Origin of the sequence: Amycolatopsis sp. 3B14 (genome assembly GCF_050958625.1) — a bacterium.
GTDB lineage: Bacteria > Actinomycetota > Actinomycetes > Mycobacteriales > Pseudonocardiaceae > Amycolatopsis_E > Amycolatopsis_E thermoflava.
On sequence record NZ_JBHZEN010000014.1, the window covers coordinates 1 to 18489 of the forward strand.

19 protein-coding genes are annotated in these 18489 nt (G+C 73.6%); 4 read left to right on the forward strand and 15 right to left on the reverse strand.

The window, feature by feature from the left end; genetic code table 11:
* Positions 1-24 precede the first annotated feature (24 nt).
* The 7 genes from ACCP09_RS07990 to ACCP09_RS08020 all read right to left on the reverse strand — a co-directional run bounded on the left by ACCP09_RS07990 (position 25) and on the right by ACCP09_RS08020 (position 5610).
* Positions 25-825 (reverse strand): DUF692 domain-containing protein, encoded by an 801-nt coding sequence (locus ACCP09_RS07990; RefSeq protein WP_433744526.1) that lies wholly within the window; start codon positions 823-825, stop codon positions 25-27.
* A 68-nt stretch (positions 826-893) separates the two neighbouring features.
* Entirely contained in the window at positions 894-1823 is a 930-nt protein-coding gene (locus tag ACCP09_RS07995; RefSeq protein ID WP_433744529.1) for a TIGR04222 domain-containing membrane protein, read from the reverse strand.
* A complete protein-coding gene (locus ACCP09_RS08000) occupies positions 1792-2508 on the reverse strand; it encodes a TIGR04222 domain-containing membrane protein (RefSeq protein ID WP_433744532.1) in 717 nt (238 codons plus the stop codon). Before ACCP09_RS08000 ends, ACCP09_RS07995 begins: the two co-directional genes overlap by 32 nt.
* Before the next feature lie 43 nt (positions 2509-2551).
* Entirely contained in the window at positions 2552-2974 is a 423-nt protein-coding gene (gene msrB, locus ACCP09_RS08005; RefSeq protein ID WP_020422371.1) for a peptide-methionine (R)-S-oxide reductase MsrB, read from the reverse strand.
* A gap of 22 nt (positions 2975-2996) precedes the next feature.
* Positions 2997-3287, reverse strand: a complete 291-nt coding sequence (locus ACCP09_RS08010) for a hypothetical protein (protein ID WP_020422370.1) — start codon at positions 3285-3287, stop codon at positions 2997-2999.
* A 15-nt stretch (positions 3288-3302) separates the two neighbouring features.
* Complete coding sequence (locus tag ACCP09_RS08015) at positions 3303-4805, reverse strand: serine/threonine-protein kinase (RefSeq protein WP_027935132.1); 1503 nt, start codon at positions 4803-4805, stop codon at positions 3303-3305.
* 67 nt (positions 4806-4872) lie between these two features.
* A complete protein-coding gene (locus ACCP09_RS08020; RefSeq protein ID WP_378365465.1) occupies positions 4873-5610 on the reverse strand; it encodes a TVP38/TMEM64 family protein in 738 nt (245 codons plus the stop codon).
* A 45-nt stretch (positions 5611-5655) separates the two neighbouring features.
* Here ACCP09_RS08020 and ligD point away from each other — a divergent pair, with 45 nt between their 5' ends.
* Genes ligD through ACCP09_RS08035 form a run of 3 tightly spaced genes read left to right on the forward strand, consistent with a single transcriptional unit; the run spans position 5656 to position 8784 of the window.
* Positions 5656-6675, forward strand: coding sequence for a non-homologous end-joining DNA ligase (ligD, locus tag ACCP09_RS08025; protein ID WP_400986535.1), 1020 nt, complete (start codon positions 5656-5658; stop codon positions 6673-6675).
* 26 nt (positions 6676-6701) lie between these two features.
* Positions 6702-7763, forward strand: coding sequence for an AI-2E family transporter (locus ACCP09_RS08030; protein ID WP_123685597.1), 1062 nt, complete (start codon positions 6702-6704; stop codon positions 7761-7763).
* 7 nt (positions 7764-7770) lie between these two features.
* Positions 7771-8784 (forward strand): LLM class flavin-dependent oxidoreductase, encoded by a 1014-nt coding sequence (locus ACCP09_RS08035; RefSeq protein ID WP_433744539.1) that lies wholly within the window; start codon positions 7771-7773, stop codon positions 8782-8784.
* On the opposite strand, the gene ACCP09_RS08040 is transcribed toward ACCP09_RS08035, so the two are convergent.
* The 5 genes from ACCP09_RS08040 to ACCP09_RS08060 all read right to left on the reverse strand — a co-directional run bounded on the left by ACCP09_RS08040 (position 8721) and on the right by ACCP09_RS08060 (position 14125).
* The gene (locus ACCP09_RS08040; RefSeq protein WP_228685183.1) at positions 8721-10007 is read right to left on the reverse strand and encodes a glycosyltransferase 87 family protein; all 1287 of its coding nucleotides are present in this window, start codon (positions 10005-10007) and stop codon (positions 8721-8723) included. The genes ACCP09_RS08035 and ACCP09_RS08040 overlap by 64 nt on opposite strands.
* Before the next feature lie 68 nt (positions 10008-10075).
* The gene (locus ACCP09_RS08045; RefSeq protein ID WP_433744543.1) at positions 10076-11593 is read right to left on the reverse strand and encodes an alpha/beta hydrolase; all 1518 of its coding nucleotides are present in this window, start codon (positions 11591-11593) and stop codon (positions 10076-10078) included.
* 83 nt (positions 11594-11676) lie between these two features.
* Positions 11677-12231, reverse strand: coding sequence for a hypothetical protein (locus tag ACCP09_RS08050; RefSeq protein WP_431907231.1), 555 nt, complete (start codon positions 12229-12231; stop codon positions 11677-11679).
* Complete coding sequence (locus ACCP09_RS08055; RefSeq protein WP_433744588.1) at positions 12231-13304, reverse strand: ATP-dependent DNA ligase; 1074 nt, start codon at positions 13302-13304, stop codon at positions 12231-12233. Before ACCP09_RS08055 ends, ACCP09_RS08050 begins: the two co-directional genes overlap by 1 nt.
* A gap of 65 nt (positions 13305-13369) precedes the next feature.
* Positions 13370-14125, reverse strand: a complete 756-nt coding sequence (locus tag ACCP09_RS08060) for a pyrimidine reductase family protein (protein WP_208722423.1) — start codon at positions 14123-14125, stop codon at positions 13370-13372.
* A gap of 55 nt (positions 14126-14180) precedes the next feature.
* Between ACCP09_RS08060 and zapE the strand changes: the two genes are divergently transcribed.
* Positions 14181-15209 (forward strand): cell division protein ZapE, encoded by a 1029-nt coding sequence (zapE, locus tag ACCP09_RS08065; RefSeq protein ID WP_123685601.1) that lies wholly within the window; start codon positions 14181-14183, stop codon positions 15207-15209.
* Here the strand turns inward: zapE and ACCP09_RS08070 are convergent.
* From ACCP09_RS08070 to rocD, 3 genes are all read right to left on the reverse strand, one after another.
* Complete coding sequence (locus ACCP09_RS08070; protein ID WP_433744548.1) at positions 15112-15747, reverse strand: phosphatase PAP2 family protein; 636 nt, start codon at positions 15745-15747, stop codon at positions 15112-15114. The two genes, zapE and ACCP09_RS08070, sit on opposite strands and share 98 nt — an antisense overlap.
* Positions 15748-15750: 3 nt before the next feature.
* Positions 15751-17124, reverse strand: a complete 1374-nt coding sequence (locus ACCP09_RS08075; protein WP_433744551.1) for a DUF2252 domain-containing protein — start codon at positions 17122-17124, stop codon at positions 15751-15753.
* 89 nt (positions 17125-17213) lie between these two features.
* Positions 17214-18419, reverse strand: a complete 1206-nt coding sequence (gene rocD, locus ACCP09_RS08080; RefSeq protein WP_027935145.1) for an ornithine--oxo-acid transaminase — start codon at positions 18417-18419, stop codon at positions 17214-17216.
* Between the last annotated feature and the right edge of the window lie 70 nt (positions 18420-18489).

Sequence of the window (18489 nt, forward strand, 5' to 3'; positions counted from 1 at the left end):
GGGCGGCGAGGTCTTCCCGGCCGCTCACAGGCGCTCCCGGATCGCGGCCAGTTCCGCGGCCAGCTCGTCGTCCGGTGGGTAGGCGCCGTCGCGTTCCAGGAGTGCCCCGGGGGGCTCCGTCCGGCGCCGCAACTCGGTCAGCAGGTCGAGCACCTCCGGCAGCACCGGGTGGGTGTGCGTGTCGTGGTAGATGCCGTCGACCTCGACGCCCCCGGCGACGTGCACGTACGCCACCCGCTCCAACGGCACCTCCGCCAGGAACTCCACCGGGTCCGCGCCCACGTTCCGCGCGTTCGCATACAGGTTCGCCACGTCCACGATCAGCAGGCACCCGGTCCGCGACGTCAGCTCGGCCAGGAACGCCGCCTCGCTCATCTCGGCGTCCGGCCACTCCAGCAACGCGGCGATGTTCTCCAGCGCGAACGGCCTGCCGACGATCGACTGCGCCAGCCGCACGTTCTCGACCAGCACGTCCAGCGCCTCCCGCGTCCGGGGCAGGGGCACCAGGTGCCCCGCGTCCAGCCCGCCCGCGCGCACGAAGCACACGTGGTCGCTGGCCAGCGGCGCGTCCAGCTCGTCCGCGACCGCCGCGAGGTGCTCCACCCGCCGCGTGTCCAGCGGCTCCGCCCCGCCCAGGGACAGCGACACCGCGTGCGGCAACACCGGCAGCCCCCGCTCCCGCAGCTCCACCAGCGCCGCGGGCAGGCGACCCGGGTGCAGGTTCTCCGCGATCACCTCGACCCACTCCACACCCGGCAGCCGCGCGATGGACAGGTCGATCTCCGGCCGCCACCCGATGCCGACGCCCAGCCGGTCAACCGCCACCGCAACCACCTCCGCAACCGAGCCCGCCGCAGGCCGACGTGGGCCGCCGCACCGCGTAAGCGACCCCCTCAGTCACCACCGCCGCCGCCCCCGCAGCCACCGCCCCCGCCGCCGCACGAGCTGCCTCCGCCACACGAACTGCTGCCACACGAGCTGCTGCCGCACGAGCTGCTCCCGCAGGAGCTGCCCGACGACCCGCAGCCGTACCCCGACGACGAGCCGGACCAGCCGCCGCGACGACGGGGCTTCTGCGGCGCCGACGCCGACAGCAGCGCCTGCGCGATCGCCGGGTCCGGGTAGCGGCCGAGGCCGCCGACGGCCACTGCGTGCGCGGCCCCGCCGGTGGTCACGCTCGCCGTGCGCAGCGCGCTGTCGCCGGTCTTCGTCCGCGCCGGGCCGCGTCGTCGCCGGTCGGTGAGCGCCCAGAGGAGCCCGGCCGGCACCACCGCCAGCACGAACGTGCCGCTCGGGAAGGCCACGAACGCGAGGACCACGACCGCGAAGAGCAGGAGGGTGGCCAGCCGCCGGACGTTGCGCACCGCGCCGGGCGCGACCAGCAGCCCTTCCCCGGCGAGCCGGTCGCGCAGCTCCACGAACTCGGCGCGGCCGCGCATCGCGGCACGCAGGTCGTGCACGGTCCAGGTGCCGCGGCCGTCGCGCACACCGGTCCAGACCGCCGCGCTCAGCCGGTCGGCCGGGGCGTGGCCGCCGGTCGTGGCCAGCCGCCCGGCGCCGCTCACCCGGATCCGCTGCCGCTCCACCAGGTCGGCGAGCGCGGTGTCGACCGCCCGCACCGGGCCGCCTGCCAGGAAACCCAGCTCGATCAGCCCCGGCGGGTGGTGCGGCCCGCCGCCGCGCGGCGTGAGCAGCCGCGAGCCGAACGCGCGCACCACCACGGGCAGCACCACCAGCGCGGCGAAGAGCGGGAGGAACGTCGAAGTGGGCAGCCCCCAGAACGCGGGCCCCTCACCGACCGCCAGGATCACCGGACCAGCCACCCCGCCACCTCCGAATCCACCCCGGCACTTGGCCGTTCGACGGACGCGGCCCGGTGGCGGTTCCCAGGACCGTGGCGCCATGCAGCAGGCGGCTCCCGGCGATGGTGCGCCTCGGCGACGGGACGAGCTCGGCCGCCTCGAGGACGAGCACACCGGCCAGCATCACTGGGATCGCGGCTACCGCGTAACCGCCCAGGAAGGTGCTGACCACGACCCCGACCAGCAGGACCCGGCACGCGATGCGGATGCCGGACACGTCACTGGGCGGCACCACCAGCCCGCGGGCCGCGAGCCCGCGCACGACCTCCCCGATCTGCGGGCTGTCCGCCAGGTGCAGGCGCAGGGTCCGCGCGGTGGCCAGACCGCGCCAGAACGACACCGCCAGCACCACGGCGACGGCGAGCGGCTCCCCTGGGGGCCGTGTCGTCGTGGTGGTCAGCCGGCCACCGCTGTCCACGCGGATCCACCGGCGCCGGACGAGGTCCGCGAGCACCAGGTCGACGGCCCGGTCCGGTCCGCCTGCCAGCACCGCCAGCTCGACCGCCGTGACCCGCTCGGCGCCGGGCCGGACCCGGCGGTACCGCAGCAGGGCCGGGCCGAGCAGCCGCACCACCGGCGGCACCAGGACCAGCGCCGCGTAGAGCGCGGCGAACTCCTGGGCGGACAACCCCCAGTACGCCCCCATACGCCCGCAGGGTAGCGGCCGGGTGCGTGTCGCGGCGCGGCTTCTACTCGGCGGGCACCAGGCGCAGGGAGATCGAGTTGATGCAGTACCGCTGGTCGGTCGGCGTGGGGTAGCCCTCGCCCTCGAAGAGGTGGCCGAGGTGGCTGTGGCAGGTCGCGCACAGCACCTCGGTGCGCACCATGCCCAGCGACCGGTCCTCGCGCAGCAGCACGGCGTCCGAGGAGGACGGGTCGAAGAACGACGGCCAGCCGCAGTGGCTCTCGAACTTGGTGTCGCTGCGGAACAGTTCGGCGCCACACGCGCGGCATTCGTAGATGCCGGTGGTCTTGGTGTCGGTGTACTCGCCGGTGAACGGCCGCTCGGTGCCCGCCTGGCGCAGCACGGCGTACTCCTCGGGGGAGAGCTGCTCGCGCCACTCCTGGTCCGACTTGACCACCTTCGGGGTGGCTCCCACGACAGGTTCCATGCGAGGTTTCATATGGTTCAGGCTACTCGGCGAGCCACTGCACGGCCCGTACCACGATGTCCCACGAGGCGACGATCACGCCGAGGACCAGCAGCACCACGACGGTGGCCGCGATCCACCACCGCAGCCCGCCGACCCGGGTGCTGGACTCCGCGAACTCCGCCACGTTGTGCAGCGTGCCCTCGACCGTGAAACCCGGCTCGCACCGCTGCATCCGGTCCAGGTGCCGCGCGAACGCCTGGGCCTCCGGATCGTCGGGGTCGAGCCCGACCAGGTCGTCGTCGAAGCGCGGGTTGCGGCCGCTTTCGGTCATACCGACCAGGGTAGGTCAGCCGAGTTTGGTGTTCGCGTCGATCCGCAGCCCGCCCGCCGTGTTGACGACGCGCCAGGACACGCGGCCGACCCCGTCGATGGACACGGACATGTCGGCGGAACCGTCGGCGTTGGCGCCCTTGTCCGCGCGGATCGAGTTGTAGCCCTCGATCTCGTGCTCGTCCCAGTACTGCTGGAACGCCTGCTGGCTGCCGAACACGGCCTGCGCGGCCGGCGTGAGCAGACCCCACGCCTGGGGCGATCCCGAGCCGTCGAGGTAGGCCTTGACCACCTGGCCCGCCGAGCCGAAGTCCACCGATCCGGTGTTGGCCGTCTGGCCGAGGTCGGCCGGGGCGGCGCTGCTGGGCGTGCTGGGCGGCGCGGAGGTGGGGGCCGTGGTGCCGCCCGCGTTGGCCTGCGAGGCGCCGCCGTTCGTCTTGTCGCCGCCGTTGAGCAGGACGATCAGCACGACCACGACCACGGCGACCACGGCCACCGCCGAGCCGGCCAGCACGCCCTTGCGCTTCAGCGGGGACTGCTTGGCCTGCTGGGGCGGTTTCGGCGGCGGGATGAACGCGGCGGTGGGGTTGCGCGGGCTGCGCTGCGGCGGGGCGGGCGGCGCGGCGGTGGCGGCGCCGGTGCGCTGCCACGGCGGGCGCTCGCCGGGCGGAGGGGGCGGCGGCGCGTCCACTGCCGCGGCCGCGGGCTGGCGGCCGCCACCGTTGAACAGCGGCGGTGACACCAGCGTGCCCTTGGTGTCCTTCTCGCCGTTGGCCAGCGCGGCCAGCCGGTCGCGGGCCTCCAGCATGGTCGGCCGCTCCTCCGGCTCGACCCGCAGCAGGCTCATCAGCAGCGCGGTCGCCTTTCCGGACTGGCGCGGCGGGATGACCTGCCCGTTCGCCGCCGTGTAGAGCAGGGCCAGCTGGTTGGAGCTGTTGCCGTACGGCGGCTGGCCCTCCAGCGCGTGGTAGAGCGTCGCGCCGAGGGAGAAGACGTCGGAGGCAGGCGCCGGGTCGGAGCCGCGCGCCAGCTCGGGCGCGAGGTAGGCCGGGGTGCCGCCGATCAGGCCGGTCTGGGTGAGCGTGAGGTCGCCCGCCGCGCGCGAGATGCCGAAGTCGGTGATCTTCGCGGTGCCGTTGTCGTCGATCAGGATGTTCGCCGGCTTGATGTCCCGGTGCACGATGCCGGCCCGGTGCGCGACGACCAGCGCGGAGGCGACCTGGTGGCCGATGCGCGCGACCTCGGCCAGCGGCAGGGTGCCCTGCTCGGCAATCACCGCGGAGAGGCTGCGCGAGGGCAGGTACTCCATGACGAGGCACGGATCACCGCCGTGCTCCGCGATGTCGAACACCACGATGGCGTTCGGGTGCTGGAAGCGCGCCGCGTTCTTCGCCTCGCGCATGGCACGCTGCCGCATGCTGTTGCGTTCGGCTTCGGACATGCCCGGCTGAGCGAGGATCTGCTTGACCGCCACGGAACGCTCGAGGCGCTCGTCGACCGCGCGCCACACGACCCCCATGGCGCCGCTGCCGATGTGCTCAACGAGGCGATAGTGCCCTGCGATCAGCTGACCGGTGTCGATGGGACTACTCCTCGGAAACTCTCCGCAAGTGCTGGGTTGGCTCAGCGCGAACGATCTCCTCGCGCACCGGGTCGAGTGTAGCGGGCTGCCCGGTGCGCCCGGCGTAAGCAGTCCCGCGGGCGATTCGGGCCAGGCCAAGGGCCCCGGCGAGTGCGAAGGCACCGTAGCAGGCGAGCAGCGCGGGCGGCGTGCCGCCGGTGAGCGCGTCGCCCAGCACCACGACCGCGACCGTGCCGGGCAGGCTGCCAAGGACTGTCCCGGCCAGGTACGGGCGGAACCGCACGGACAGGATCCCGCAGCAGTATCCCAGTGGCGCGAAGGGAACCAGCGGGATCAGCCGCAGCGACGCCACCGCGAGCACACCGCCGTCGGCGAGCCGCTCGTCGACCGCGCGCACCACTTTCCGTTCCAGGTGGCGGGACACGAGGTCGCGGCCGACCAGGCGGGCGAGCCCGAAGCCGAGCGCGCCGGACACCGCGGTCGCCGTGATCGCCACCACGATGCCGAGCACGTCACCGAGCAGGAGCCCGGCCGCGAGGTTGAACACGGTGCGGGGTATGGGAGCGACGGTGAGTACCGAGTAGGCGGCCAGGAACACCAGCGCCGTCACCGGACCCGCGCCCGCGGCCCAGTTGCGTAGTTCCGCGGGGCTCGGCACGGGGAGTGTGAACGCCGCCACGACCGCCCCGGCGAGCAGGACGAGCGCGATGACCATCTTCAGGCGGCGGGGCACGACGTCCACGGTAAGGCACGCGCGGAACCGGCCCGGCGGGGCTACGGTGATCCGGTGGCAGGACGTGGCGAGGCGGTCGAGTACCAGGTCGGCGACCGCGTGGTGCGGGTGTCCAATCCGGACAAGGTGTACTTCCCGGAGCGCGGGATCACCAAGCGGCAGGTCGTGGAGTACTACCTCGCGGTCGCGGAGCCGTTGCTGCGGGCGGTCGGGGAACGGCCGACGACGCTGAAACGGTTCCCCGACGGGGTTTCCGGCGAGCCGTTCTACGCCAAACGGGTCCCCAGGGGAGCGCCCGAATGGGTGCAGACCGCGCGGATCACGTTCCCGTCCGGGCGCACCGCGGACGAGGTCTGCCCCACCGAGCCGGCGGTGTTCGCGTGGGCGGCCAACCTCGGCACGCTCGACTTCCACCCGTGGCCCGTCCGGCGGTCCGACGTGGACCACCCGGACGAACTTCGGATCGACGTGGACCCGTCGGACAGCTCCGGGTTCGGCGACGCGGTGCGGGTCGCGCTGGTGGTGCGCGAGGTGCTGGCGGACGCCGGGCTGACCGGGTACCCGAAGACGTCCGGCGGGCGCGGGGTGCACGTGCTGGTCCGGATCCGGCCGGAGTGGGACTTCGTCGACGTGCGGCACGCGGTGATCGCGCTGGGCCGCGAGGTGGAGCGGCGCGTGCCCGACCTCGCCACGATCGCGTGGTGGAAGGAGGAGCGCGGCGGCCGCGTGTTCCTCGACTACAACCAGGCGGCGCGGGACCGGACCGTGGCCTCGTCCTGGTCGGTGCGCGGCACCCCGCGGGCGACGGTGTCGACGCCGCTGACCTGGGAGCAGCTGCCCGAGGCCGACCCGGACGACTTCGACGTGCTCACCGTGCCGGACTGGCTGGCCGGGCACGGCGACCCGCACGCCGCGATCGACGACGAGGCGTTCGGCCTGGAGACCGCGCTGGAGTGGTACGCCCGCGACGAGCGGGACCACGGGCTCGGCGAGATGCCGTACCCGCCGGACTACCCGAAAATGCCAGGTGAACCGAAGCGCGTGCAGCCGAGCAGGGCGCGGCCGGAGGGCTGACGGGCCGCGCGGGATGGCGGTGCAGGATGACCGAGAACCCGGCCACCGGCCGGCTGCTCCACCGCTCCGCCGTCGTGTGCGCGGAACTGCTGGTCGTCGCCGCCGCGCTGTGGGTGCTCGCCAGGGTGCTGGCCACGCTCGCCGTCGTGGTGATCCCCGTCGCGCTCGCGCTGCTGCTCGCCGCGCTGCTCGCGCCGGCCGTGACCTGGCTGGCGCGGCACCACGTGCCGAGGGCGCTGGCGACGGCGGTCGTCCTGGTCGGCGGGGTGGCCGCGGTCGGCGCCGTGCTGTGGTTCGTGGTCAAGACGGTGGTGGACAGCCTGCCCGACCTGCGCACCCAGCTCGGCGGGAGCTACCAGGAGCTGCGCGGCTGGCTCGGCTCGGTGGGGGTGCGCCCGGAGCAGCTGGACCAGGTGGCGACCCAGGCGCGGGAGTGGGTGGCGGCGAACCAGCAGTCGCTGGCGACCGGCGCGTGGAACGCGTTCGCCACGCTCGGATCGGTGCTCACCGGACTGGCACTGGCGATCTTCGTCCTGGTCTTCGTGCTCTACGACGGCGAGCGGATCTGGCGGTTCCTCTCCCTGCCGTTCCGCGGTTCCGCCCGCCGCCGGGTGGACGCCGCGGGCAAGCGAGCCTTCCACGACCTCACGGCGTTCATGTTCGCGCTGATCATCGTGTCGGCGGTGGACGCCGTCGGGATCGGCATCGGGCTGTGGGTCACCGGGGTGCCGCTGGTGGTGCCCCTGGCGACGCTGGTGTTCCTCGGCGGGTTCGTGCCGATGATCGGCGCGTTCGTCACCGGCCTGCTCGCCGCGCTTGTCGCACTGGTCGCCGAGGGGCCGTTCACCGCGCTGCTGGTCGTCCTGATCGTGATCGCCGTGCAGCAGCTGGAGGGCAACGTGCTGGAGCCGATGATCACCAGCAGGGCGGTGCGGCTGCACCCGGTCGCGGTCATCCTGGCGATCGCCGTCGGCGTGCAGCAGGCCGGGGTGATCGGGGCGCTGCTGGCGGTGCCCGCGCTCAGCACGATCCGGGCGATCACCGCGACGCTGCTGGAGACGGAACAGGCGCCGGGGCCGGCGTGTTGACCAAGGCGTGAAGCTGTCCGTGCTCGACCGGTCCCGCACCCGCGAAGGCGGCACCCACGCCGAGGCGCTGCGGGAGACCGTGGCGTTCGCGCGGCAGGCCGAGGCGCTGGGCTACCACCGGTTCTGGGTTTCGGAGCACCACAGCGTGCCGGGCGTGGCCGGATCCGCGCCCACGGTGCTGGCCGCCGCGGTCGCGGACGTCACGTCGACCATCCGCGTCGGCACCGGCGGCGTGATGCTGCCCAACCACCAGCCGCTCGTCGTGGCCGAGCAGTTCGGCGTGCTGGAGGCGCTGCACCCGGGCCGGATCGACATGGGGCTGGGCCGGTCGGTCGGGTTCACCGGCGGCGTGCGGCGCGCGCTCGGCCACGGCAAGGACGACGCCGACCGGTTCGGTGAGCAGGTGCGGCTGCTGCTCGGCTACCTCGACGGCACGCAGGGCGAGTTCCCTGGCGTGCACGCGTTCCCGGCGGAGGGGCAGCCGGTCCCGGCGTTCCTGCTGGCCACCGGGGCGGGCGCGGACCTGGCCGCCGAGCTGGGGCTGCCGCTGGTGATCGGCGCCGTGCGCGGTGAGGGGCGCATGATCGAGGCGATCGGGCGTTACCGGGAGTCGTTCGTCCCGTCGGTCCGCTGCCCGGCGCCGTACGTGATCGTCTCGGCGACGATCGCGGTGGCCGAGACGCGGGAGGCCGCGGAGCGGTTGCTGGTGCCGGAGGCGTGGTCGTCGGCGTGGTCGCGCACGCACGGCGTGTTCCCGCCGCTGCGCCCGGCGGCGGAGATCCTCGCTGGCCCGATGACCGACCGGGAACGCCGCTACTTCGACGAGGCCCGGTCGGGGCAGATCGCAGGCACCCCTGCCGAAGCGGCCGCGGCACTGGAGGGGCTGGTGGAGCGCACGGGCGCGGACGAGGTCCTGGTGACCACGAGCACGTACGACCGCGCGGAGATGCTGGAGTCCTACCGGCTGCTGGCGGAGGTGCTCTCCGCGGGCAGCGCCGCCGGGTCCTTCGGCGTCCGGTAGTACAGCGCGACCGCCAGGAACACCGCGAACGTCAGCCAGATGTAGGCGTTCTGGAACAGCCACTCCAGCCCCGCCGGTTTGAACGCCAGCACCGTGTCCGCCTCGAAGCCGATCAGCGGCAGCACCCCGCCGGAGGTGACGAGCGCGGCGCCGACCAGGCCGATCCACCCCAGCACCGACCCGCGGAACGCGAGGTTGCCCAGGCAGATCAGCAGCATCGCCAGCCACACCCAGTGGTGCACCCAGCTGTACGGCGACACGGCCGTCGTCGCCAGGCCGCACAGCGTCGCCGCCACCAGTTCCTCGCCGCGCGCGACCAGCCGCCGCGCCAGCAGCAGGCACACCACGGCGGTCGCGGCCGCGGCGAGCAGCCACACGATCTGCATCCCGCCGGTCACCCCGGTCGCCCGCGCGAAGAAGCCGCGCAGCGACTCGTTCGACGGGTTCTCCGGCACGCCGACCCGCGTCGGGTCCATGAACGCGCCGGACCAGAACGTCACCGAGTCGTGCCACAGGAACGCGAACCCGACGGCCACGGTGACCACGAACGTGCCCATCGCGACGATCGCCGCCCGGTACCGCCGCGTCACCAGCAGGTACAGCACGAAGAACGCGGGCGTCAGCTTGATCCCGGCGGCGATGCCGATCAGCACGCCCTTGACCTTCGACGAGTCGGGCAGCGCCAAATCGAGCAGCACCAGCGTCATCAGCAGGATGTTGACCTGCCCGAACGCCATCGTCTCGCGCACCGGCTCGCACCACATGAGCAGCGCCGCCACCGGCAGGCTGAACAACACGAGCCGCACGTCGCGCCGGAACCGCAGCAGCGACAGCGCCGCCCACACCCCGACGGCCAGCATCGCGTAGTCACCGAGCGCGCCCACCCACGTGAAGAGTTCACCCTTCAGTGGCGCCAGCGGCACGAACAGCAGCGCGGCGAACGGGGTGTAGACGAACTCCCACTGCCCGCGGATGTTGCCGAGCAGCGGCGTGTCGTAGACCGACACGCCGTCCAGCACGCGCTCGCCCGCGATCCGGTACACGCCCAGGTCGAGCAGGTGCAGCAGCGCTGGGAGCTGGGCCAGGACCTCTCTGACGTACCAGAAACCGGCGCCCGCGCCCAGCACGAGGACCGGCCAGACGGCGATCCAGGGAATCGGTCGTCGTGCGCTGTCCCGGGGCGCCGGCGCCACAGCCGGCGTCTCGACCGCGGAAGACGGCACAGTCACTCCCAGTACTCAGTGGTCCGGCGGATGAGGGACAAGCCTAAACGGGGGCCGCGCAGGGTCCCCTATGCGGGGCAGAGCGTGCCGTCGGCGGGGACCTTCCCGTCGACCAGGAACGCCCGCACCGCCTCGGCCGCGCACGGCGAGCCGAGCGCCCCGTGCCCGGCGCCCTGCCACGCGACGCGCACCGCGCTCGGGATCTGCTGCGCGGCCCGCACCGTGCCGGTTTCCGGCGTGACCGGGTCGGTCAGGGTGCTGGTGACCAGTACCGGCGGCAGCCCGGACGTGCCCAGCGTCGGCAGCGACTCGGTGCGCGCCGGCCACGGCAGGCACCACGCGAGCCGCTGCGTCACCAGCCCGCCGAAGACGGGGTAGCGGCCGCGCAGCTGCGTGGTCAGCCCGGCGATCTGGTCGGCGGGCATCCGCACGGCGGTGTCGTTGCACTCGGTGGCCAGCGTGGCGTCGAGGCGGGACGGCGCGACGTCCGAGCCGTTGATCATCGGCGAGACGAACGCGGCGAGCCCGCGGACGTCGCCACCGCGGCCGGCGTCCAGCGCGCCGGCCAGCTCGGTCCAGCGGGTGCGGTCGGCGAGCCCGGTGACCACGGCCCGCAGTGCCGTGCCCGCGCCGAACACCGCGCCGCCGGGCAGGACCTGCGGCGCCGCGCGCAGCCGCTCCACCACGGCGTTCACCGTCGCGGCCGCGTCCTGGCCGACGGCGCGGCCGTAGGCGTCGAGGGTGGCCTGCTGCGCGGCGGCCAGGTCGCCGAGCACCGTGACCGTGTCGCTGGACGGGTCGGGGATGCCGTCCATCACGAACCGGCCGACGCGGTCCGGGAACCGGGCGGCGTAGGAGATGAGCACCTGCGAGCCCTCGCCGTGGGCGAGCGCGTGCAGCTTCGGCACGCCCAGCTCACCGCGGATTTCTTCGAGGTCGCCTGCGGTGCGCCAGCTGTCGAAGGACTGCTGTGCGCCGCCGAGGTCGATCGCGCACTGCTGCCCGGCCTTGCGGGCGGCGTCCAGCAGCGGTTCCAGGTCGTCGTCGGCCGGGTCCTGGTTGAGCAGCTGGCCGCGGGTGTCCTCGGGCACGCACGACAGCGGGTCGGACTCGCCGGTGCCGCGCCGGTCCACCCCGATCAGCGAAAACCGCTGCAGCAGCGCGGGCGGCAGTGTCGAGGCGAGCCGCGCGGCGTAGAGGGTGCCGGGCTCGCCCGCGACGTCGTTGACCACGACCAGCGGGATCGCGCCGTTGCCCGCCTTAAGCACGGACACGCGCGTCTGGACGCGGCCCGGCAGCGCCGGGTTGTCCAGTGTGGACATCACGGTGCCGCAGCTGAACCGCAGGTAGCCCGGCGCCTCGGCGCCGAGGCGGTTGCGGGTCTGCGCGTCGCAGTCGGTCCAGTCGAGCGCGGGCGAACGCGGCTCGGTCAGCGGCGGCAGCGGCACCTCCGTGGCGGAGCTGGCCGGCGCGGAGGACACCGGCTCGTCGTTCTCCACGACCGGCGGCCGTTTCGACGGTCCCGCCGTGCAGCCGGCGAGGAGGGCCGGCAGCAGCACAGCGAGCACGAGACCACGGCGCGGCACGACGTTCCTCTTTCCCTTGGTGCGTGTTCGCCCCCGAGGTTCGCACGACGCCCGTTTACCCGTGGTGAGCGGGGTCGGTGCGCTCAGGCGCCGTGGGCGGTGAACCCGCCCGCGCTGAACCCGCCGGAGCCCGCGGTCCCGGTTCCCCCCGGCGTGTGGTGGCGGGGCGCGGACGGCCGCGGGGACACCGGCGAGGCGAGCGGGGCGGGTTCGGCCGACAGTCGGTCCAGCACGTGGCGGGCGGCGGCCACCACGTACGGCACGCCGGGCTCGTCCGCCGCGCTCAGCAGCATCTCGCGCAGTTCGCGCCGGTCGTAGCGGGCCACGAGCTCGGGCCGGGCGTCCAGGAGGGCCAGGATGGCCACCCACGGCAGATCCCGGCCGTCCCGGGCGTTGCGGTCGCCCTCGGCCGCCATGACCTCCCGCATGACGTCCCAGATCTTCTCGCGCCACAGCGGGCTGCGGTGCCACAACCGCTCCAGCGTGGTGCGCGCCCGGTGGGCCGCCTCGTCGTTCCGGGCCTGGCACATCACCCGCACGAGCGCCTCGGGCGATCGGCGGCGGCACAGGTGGGCCGTCGCGAGGACGGCCAGCCGTCCCCGGCTCCGCAGCGCCTGCCGTTCCACCCGGCCTGCCATCAGCGGGTCCGCTTGACCTCGCCGTGGAAGACGGCGTCCAGGTCGTAGCGGGCGACCTCCTCCAGCTGGGCGTACGTGCACGACTCCGGCTCGCGGTCCGGGCGCCACCGGATGAACTGCGCGGTGTGCCGGAACCGCGACGGCTGGCCGCCTTCGGTGTGCTCGTAGGCGACCTCGACGACCCGCTCCGGCCGCACCGGCACCCATGGCTGCTCGGTGGATCGCCACCGCGTGATGCCGCCGGGCAGGCGCTGCCCCTCGGTGGTGCCCTCCAGCCACGGGTGCCCGCCGCCGTCGGTGATCAGGCCGGCGAACTCGGCCGCCAGCTCCTTGCGCCGCTTCACCGGGAACGACCCCACGACACCGGGGTGGTGCAGCACGCCGTTGTCGTCGTACAGCCCGAGCAGCAGCGAGCCGACCGCCTCGCCGGGGGTGGAGTCCTTGTGCCACCGCAGCCCGGCCACCACGCAGTCGGCGGTGCGCGAGTGCTTGTACTTGATCATGATCCGCTTGCCCGGTTCGTACCCGGCGTCCAGCGGCTTGCCGATGACCCCGTCCAGCCCGGCGCCCTCGAACAGCTCGAACCAGTGCCGCGCCGTCGCCGGGTCGGTGGTCGCCGGCGTGATGTTCAGGTCCTGCCCGGCGAGCTTCGCCAGACGCTCCCGCCGCGCGCTGGTCGGCTCGCCGAGGAACGCCTCGTCGCCCAGCGCGAGCAGGTCGAACGCGACGAACGTGGCCGGCGTCTGCTCGGCGAGCAGCCGGATGCGGGACTCGGCCGGGTGGATCCGCTCGGTCAGCGCGTCGAAGTCCAGGTGTCCTTCGCGGCCGACGACCAGCTCGCCGTCCAGCACCACCCGCTCCGGCAGCCGCGGCGGCAGCTGCGCCAGCACTTCCGGGAAGTACCGGTTCAGCGGCTTCCCGGCGCGCGACTGCAGGGTCAGCTCGTCGCCGTCGCGGAAGACGAGGCAGCGGAAGCCGTCCCACTTCGGTTCGAAGAGCAGCTCGTCGGAGTCCGGGATCGACTTCGCCGGCTTCGCCAGCATCGGCTGGACCGGCGGGGTGAGCGGCAGCATGTTCCCAGTCTGGACAGCCACGCGGAGCGTGTCCATTGAGGGTGGTGGTGGGCGAGGGGCCGGCCTTAGAGGCGACGGCGGTACCGCAGCATCGTGAAACCGTCTTCGACCAGGATCGATGCCAGATCCATGTCCCGCGCCTCGCTGGCCATGCGGCCGATCGCGATGCGGTCCGCGCCGCCACCGGCCAGCAGCGGCGCGACGGTCAGGCACAGCTGGTCGACCAGGTCCTCGGCGACCAGTTCGCCGAACAGGTGCGGGCCGCCCTCGCAGTTGACCCGGAGCAGCCCGCGGTCGGCCAGCCCGTCCAGCGCCCGCCGCAGGTCGATGGTCTCCGCGCCCGCGATGAGGAGGTCCGCGCCCGCGTCGGCGAGCGCCTTCCGCCGGTCCGCTGGGGCGTGCTCGGTGGTGATGACGATCGGCGGCACCGTCGTGTCGGTGAACAGCGGCGCCGCCGGGTCGAGGCGCGCGCTGCCGGTGACCACGGCGATCGGCGGGACCTCGGCGAGCCCGAGCCGGGCCCGGCGCTCGCGACGCTCGGGGGTGGTGCGGGCGCCGCGGTAGTTCTCCGCGCGCACGGTGCCGGCGCCGGCCAGCACGACGTCGGCGAGCAGGCGGCCGTGGAAGAAGATCCGCTTGTCCGCGGGCCCGGACAGGCCCTCGGACCGGCCTTCCAGCGTCGAGGCGCCGTCGGCGGAGGAGGTGAAGTTGGCCTGCACGAACGGCCGGTCCAGGTCCTCCGGGTAGCCGTAGATCCGGTCCAGGTCGTCGTCGGTCACGTCGTCGAGAGGTTCGGGCCACAGGCTGCGCACGATCTCCATCACATCACGCGGCCGCCGCCAGGGCCGCGCGGCCGGGTCCCGATACCCTCGCAAGATGCCCGCGCACCTCACCGACCGGCAGCCCGAGCTGGGAGCGGACGAGCTGATCGCCGCCCTCGTGCCGCCGCCGCGCTTCGACGCCGTGCGGTTCGACACCTACGTGCCGAACCCCGACGAGCCCAGCCAGGCGCAGGCCGTGGAGTCGTGCTCGGCGTTCGCGGCGCGCATCGAGAAGGCGGCGCCGAAGAAGTCCAGGCTGCGGTCGCTGTTCGGCGGCGGCTCCGCGCCCGCGCCGGGCAAGCAGGGCCTCTACCTGGACGGCGGGTTCGGCGTCGGCAAGACCCACCTGCTCGCCTCCACCTGGCACGACGCGCCCTCGCCCAAGGCCTACGGCACGTTCGTCGAGCTGACCCACCTGGTCGGCGCGCTCGGCTTCGGTGAGGCGGTGCGGCGGCTGTCCGAGCACCGGCTGCTCGCCATCGACGAGTTCGAGCTGGACGACCCGGGCGACACGATGCTGGTCACCCGCCTGCTGCGGGAGCTCACCGACGCCGGCGTGTACGTCGCGGCGACGTCGAACACGCTGCCGGACAAACTCGGCGAGGGCCGGTTCGCGGCCGAGGACTTCCTGCGCGAGATCCAGTCGCTGTCGTCGCGGTTCTCCGTGGTGCGGGTGGACGGGCCGGACTACCGGCACCGCGGCCTGCCGGACGCGCCGCCGCCGGTGGACGAGGAAACGCTGCTCGCGTCGGCGGAGGGCCGCGAAGGCGCGACGCTCGACGACTTCGACGCGTTGTGCGCGCACCTGGCGAAGCTGCACCCGTCCCGCTACGGCCGTCTCGTCGACGGCGTGTCGGTCGTGCACATCCGGGGCGTGCGCCCGGCCCCGGACCAGAACGTGGCGCTGCGGCTGGTCGCGTTCGCCGACCGGCTCTACGACCGGGCCATCCCGGTGGTCGTCTCCGGCGGATCGCTCGGCGAGCTGTTCACCGAGGAGATGCTGCAGGGGGGCTACCGGAAGAAGTACCTGCGGGCGGTGAGCCGGCTGACCGCGCTGGCGCGAGACGCCGCGTCGGTGAGCTGAGCGCCAGCACCACGGCGACGGCGAAGCACGCGCCGCCCGCCACGTCGGTGGGGTAGTGGTAGCCCAGCCCGACGAGCCCGATCCCCGCGATCACGAGGATCACGGCACTCACGCCGGCGGTGACCGCTCGGGCGATCCCGGGCCGGGCGAGCAGCACCAGCACCGTGAGCGTGGCGACCATGCTGACCGTGTGCCCGCTCGGGTAGGCGAGGTAGTCGTACTTCATCCGGTCGAACAGCGGCTTGAGCACCCACGTGTTGAGCGCGACCGGCGCCGCGACGCCCAGCACCGCAAGCGCGACGCCGCCCCAGCGGCGGCCGAGCGCGCAGGCGAGCACCACGATCGCGAGCAGCGGCAGCAGCACGACCGGTTCGGTGGGCAGCACGAACAGGCGCAGCAGCGCGGGCTGCCCGCCGAACGCGCCGTCGATCCACGCGGTGACCGTCGCGTCGAGGCCGCTCGCGGCGGTGTCGCCGGCGAACGGGACGCCGATCGCCAGTGCGGCCGCCGCGCACACGGCGACGACGGCCCACCTCACGCGTCAGTCCGGGATGGCCGGGAAGCGGCCGTTCTTGACCGCGGTGACCAGCTCGGCGTGGTCGGACTCGGTCTGGTCGGCGTAGCGCACCGCGTAGCGGCCGATGGCCTCGTCGAGCTGGTCGTCACCGTCGAAGTATCCCGCCAGCAGCCGTGGGTGGACCGAGCGGATGTGCGCGCGGGCGAGCAGCGCGCCGGCCAGGCGGCCGTAGTCGTCGAGGTCCTTGCCGCCCAGCTCGGTCGGCTCGATCGCGCCCTTCATGTTCCGGAACTGCCGCACGATGAACGGCCTGCCCTCGATGGTGGTCCAGCCGAGCAGGATGTCCGTCTCGGCCTGCACCAGGCGGGCGCCGTGCACGATGCGCTGGCCCTCGTGCTCGGTGCGGTGCTCCGGCAGGTACGGGGTGAGCGCGGACGGCCGGGCCTCCTTGACCTGCAGCACCAAATCCTCGTCGGTGTTGCCGTGCAGCAGCACGACGTAGCTGCGCAACCCGACGCTGCCGGTGCCGACGACGCGGAAGGCGACGTCGGCGATGCGGTAACGGGCGATCAGGTTGCGCCGCGACTCGCGCAGGGTGTGCACATAGGACACCAGCCCGTCGGCCACGGCGTCCGCGGTCGCCTCGTCGACGTGCCGCAGCACCGGCGGGTCCTCGACGAACCGGTGGTGGCTCAGGCCGGTGGTGTGGTCGTCGATGCGCTCGGTCCACTTGGCCACGACGCGGGCGCTGGTGTTGCGGCGCGCCTTCTCGGCGGCCTCGCTGAACTCGTCGGCGAGGTCGTGCGCCTTCACCTTGGACAGCGCGTCCGCGTCGGCGAGCGCGTTCCACGAGCGCAGGAACGACGCCTCGCCGAGCTGGCGCACCACGCGCCGGTAGGACTTCACCGCGTCCTCGGCCGCGTCCCGGCAGTCCTCTTCGGACACCCCACCCTCGCGCCCGGCGAGCACCAGGCTCGCGGCGAGGCGCTTGAGGTCCCACTCCCACGGCCCGCGGATGGTCTCGTCGAAGTCGTTGATGTCCATGACGATCTGCCCGTCCGGCGTGCCGTACAGGCCGAAGTTCGCGGCGTGCGCGTCACCGCAGATCTGGGCGGACAGTCCACTGTGCGGGGTGCCGGCCAGGTCCGCGGCCATCAGCCCCGCCGCGCCGCGGAAGAACGCGAACGGGGAGGCGATCATGCGCCCGATCCGCAGCGGGACCAGGTCGCCGAGCCGTCCGGCGTTGCTGTGCTCGACGAACTCGGCGACCGACGGCCGGTGCTCCCCGGCGGCCGCGTGATCGTGCGCCGCCGGTGGTGTGCGTGCCCCCAGCTTCCGGCCCCGCGCGTGCAGCTCCTCCGGATCGCTCAGCTCACCCGGCACCAGTGCCCGTTCCATCCCCTGCTCCCTCCGTTGCCTGCACAACGTACGGGAGAGGTGGACGGTTTCCCCGCACCACGCGAGTCCCACGCTCGCGGCGGCGGAGGTCAGCCGGCCAGGACCTCCTCCAGGATGTCCAGCCCGCGGTCCAGATCGGCCTCCGAAATGACCAGCGGTGGCGCCAGCCGCAGCGTCGCGCCGTGGGTTTCCTTCGCCAGCAGCCCCTTCGCCGCCAGGGCTTCGCACGCCTCGCGGCCGGACAGCCCGCCCGGCGTGATGTCGATGCCCGCCCACAGGCCGCGGCCGCGGACCTCGGCCAGTCCGTGCCCGACCAGTTCCCCGAGCCGCGCGTGCATGCGCGCGCCCAGCCGCACCGACCGCTCCTGGAACTCGCCCGTGGACAGCAGCTTGATCACCGCCCGGCCGACCGCGCACGCCAGCGGGTTGCCGCCGAAGGTCGAGCCGTGCTCGCCCGGCTTCAGCACCCCCAGCACGTCCCGGCGCCCGACCACCGCGGACAAGGGCAGGATCCCGCCGCCCAGCGCCTTGCCCAGCGTGTAGAGGTCGGCGCGCACCCCGCTCGGCTCCAGCGCGAGCAGCGTGCCGGTGCGGGCCAGCCCGGACTGGATCTCGTCGGCGATCAGCAGCGTCCCGGCCTCGTCGCACAGCCGGCGCGCCTCGGCGAGGTACCCCTCCGGCGGCACCAGCACCCCGGCCTCGCCCTGGATCGGCTCCAGCAGGACCGCCGCGGTGCGCTCGGTGATCGCGTCGCGCAGGGCAGCCGCGTCGCCGTACTTCACCACCGTGAACCCCGGGGTGTAGGGCCCGAACCCGGCGCGCGCGGACTCGTCGGTGGAGAACGAGATGATCGTCGTGGTGCGGCCGTGGAAGTTCGACCCGGCGACCACGATCTCGGCCTGCCCGTCCGGCACGCCCTTGACCTCGTAGGCCCACTTGCGGGCGACCTTGAGCGCGGATTCGACCGCCTCCGCGCCGGAGTTCATCGGCAGCACCATCTCGGTGCCGGTCAGCTCGGCCAGCTCGCGGCAGAACGCGCCCAGCTGGTCGTGGTGGAACGCGCGCGAGGTCAGCGTGACCTTCCCGAGCTGCTCCTGCGCCGCGGCGACCAGGGCGGGGTGCCGGTGCCCGAAGTTCAGCGCCGAGTAGGCGGACAGGAAGTCGAGGTACCGGCGGCCCTCGACGTCGGTGACCCAGGCGCCGTCGGCTTCGGCGATCACCACGGGCAGCGGGTGGTAGTTGTGCGTGCTCCAGCGCTCGTCGAGCGCGATGAACTCGGCCGCGGAGGTCGTCATGCCTTCAGGCTAAGGGCAGTTCAGGCCCGGAATCATCCGTAGATCGTTGCTATGGCACGCTGATCGTTGC

Coding starts and splice junctions, on each gene's coding strand:
- ACCP09_RS08000 (WP_433744532.1), bottom strand. CDS start 2,508: ATGGGGGCGTACTGGGGGTTGTCCGCCCAGGAGTTCGCCGCGCTCTAC.
- msrB (WP_020422371.1), bottom strand. CDS start 2,974: ATGGAACCTGTCGTGGGAGCCACCCCGAAGGTGGTCAAGTCGGACCAG.
- ACCP09_RS08010 (WP_020422370.1), bottom strand. CDS start 3,287: ATGACCGAAAGCGGCCGCAACCCGCGCTTCGACGACGACCTGGTCGGG.
- ACCP09_RS08015 (WP_027935132.1), bottom strand. CDS start 4,805: ATGGGGGTCGTGTGGCGCGCGGTCGACGAGCGCCTCGAGCGTTCCGTG.
- ACCP09_RS08030 (WP_123685597.1), top strand. CDS start 6,702: ATGACCGAGAACCCGGCCACCGGCCGGCTGCTCCACCGCTCCGCCGTC.
- ACCP09_RS08050 (WP_431907231.1), bottom strand. CDS start 12,231: ATGGCAGGCCGGGTGGAACGGCAGGCGCTGCGGAGCCGGGGACGGCTG.
- ACCP09_RS08055 (WP_433744588.1), bottom strand. CDS start 13,304: ATGCTGCCGCTCACCCCGCCGGTCCAGCCGATGCTGGCGAAGCCGGCG.
- ACCP09_RS08060 (WP_208722423.1), bottom strand. CDS start 14,125: ATGGAGATCGTGCGCAGCCTGTGGCCCGAACCTCTCGACGACGTGACC.
- zapE (WP_123685601.1), top strand. CDS start 14,181: ATGCCCGCGCACCTCACCGACCGGCAGCCCGAGCTGGGAGCGGACGAG.
- ACCP09_RS08075 (WP_433744551.1), bottom strand. CDS start 17,124: ATGGAACGGGCACTGGTGCCGGGTGAGCTGAGCGATCCGGAGGAGCTG.
- rocD (WP_027935145.1), bottom strand. CDS start 18,419: ATGACGACCTCCGCGGCCGAGTTCATCGCGCTCGACGAGCGCTGGAGC.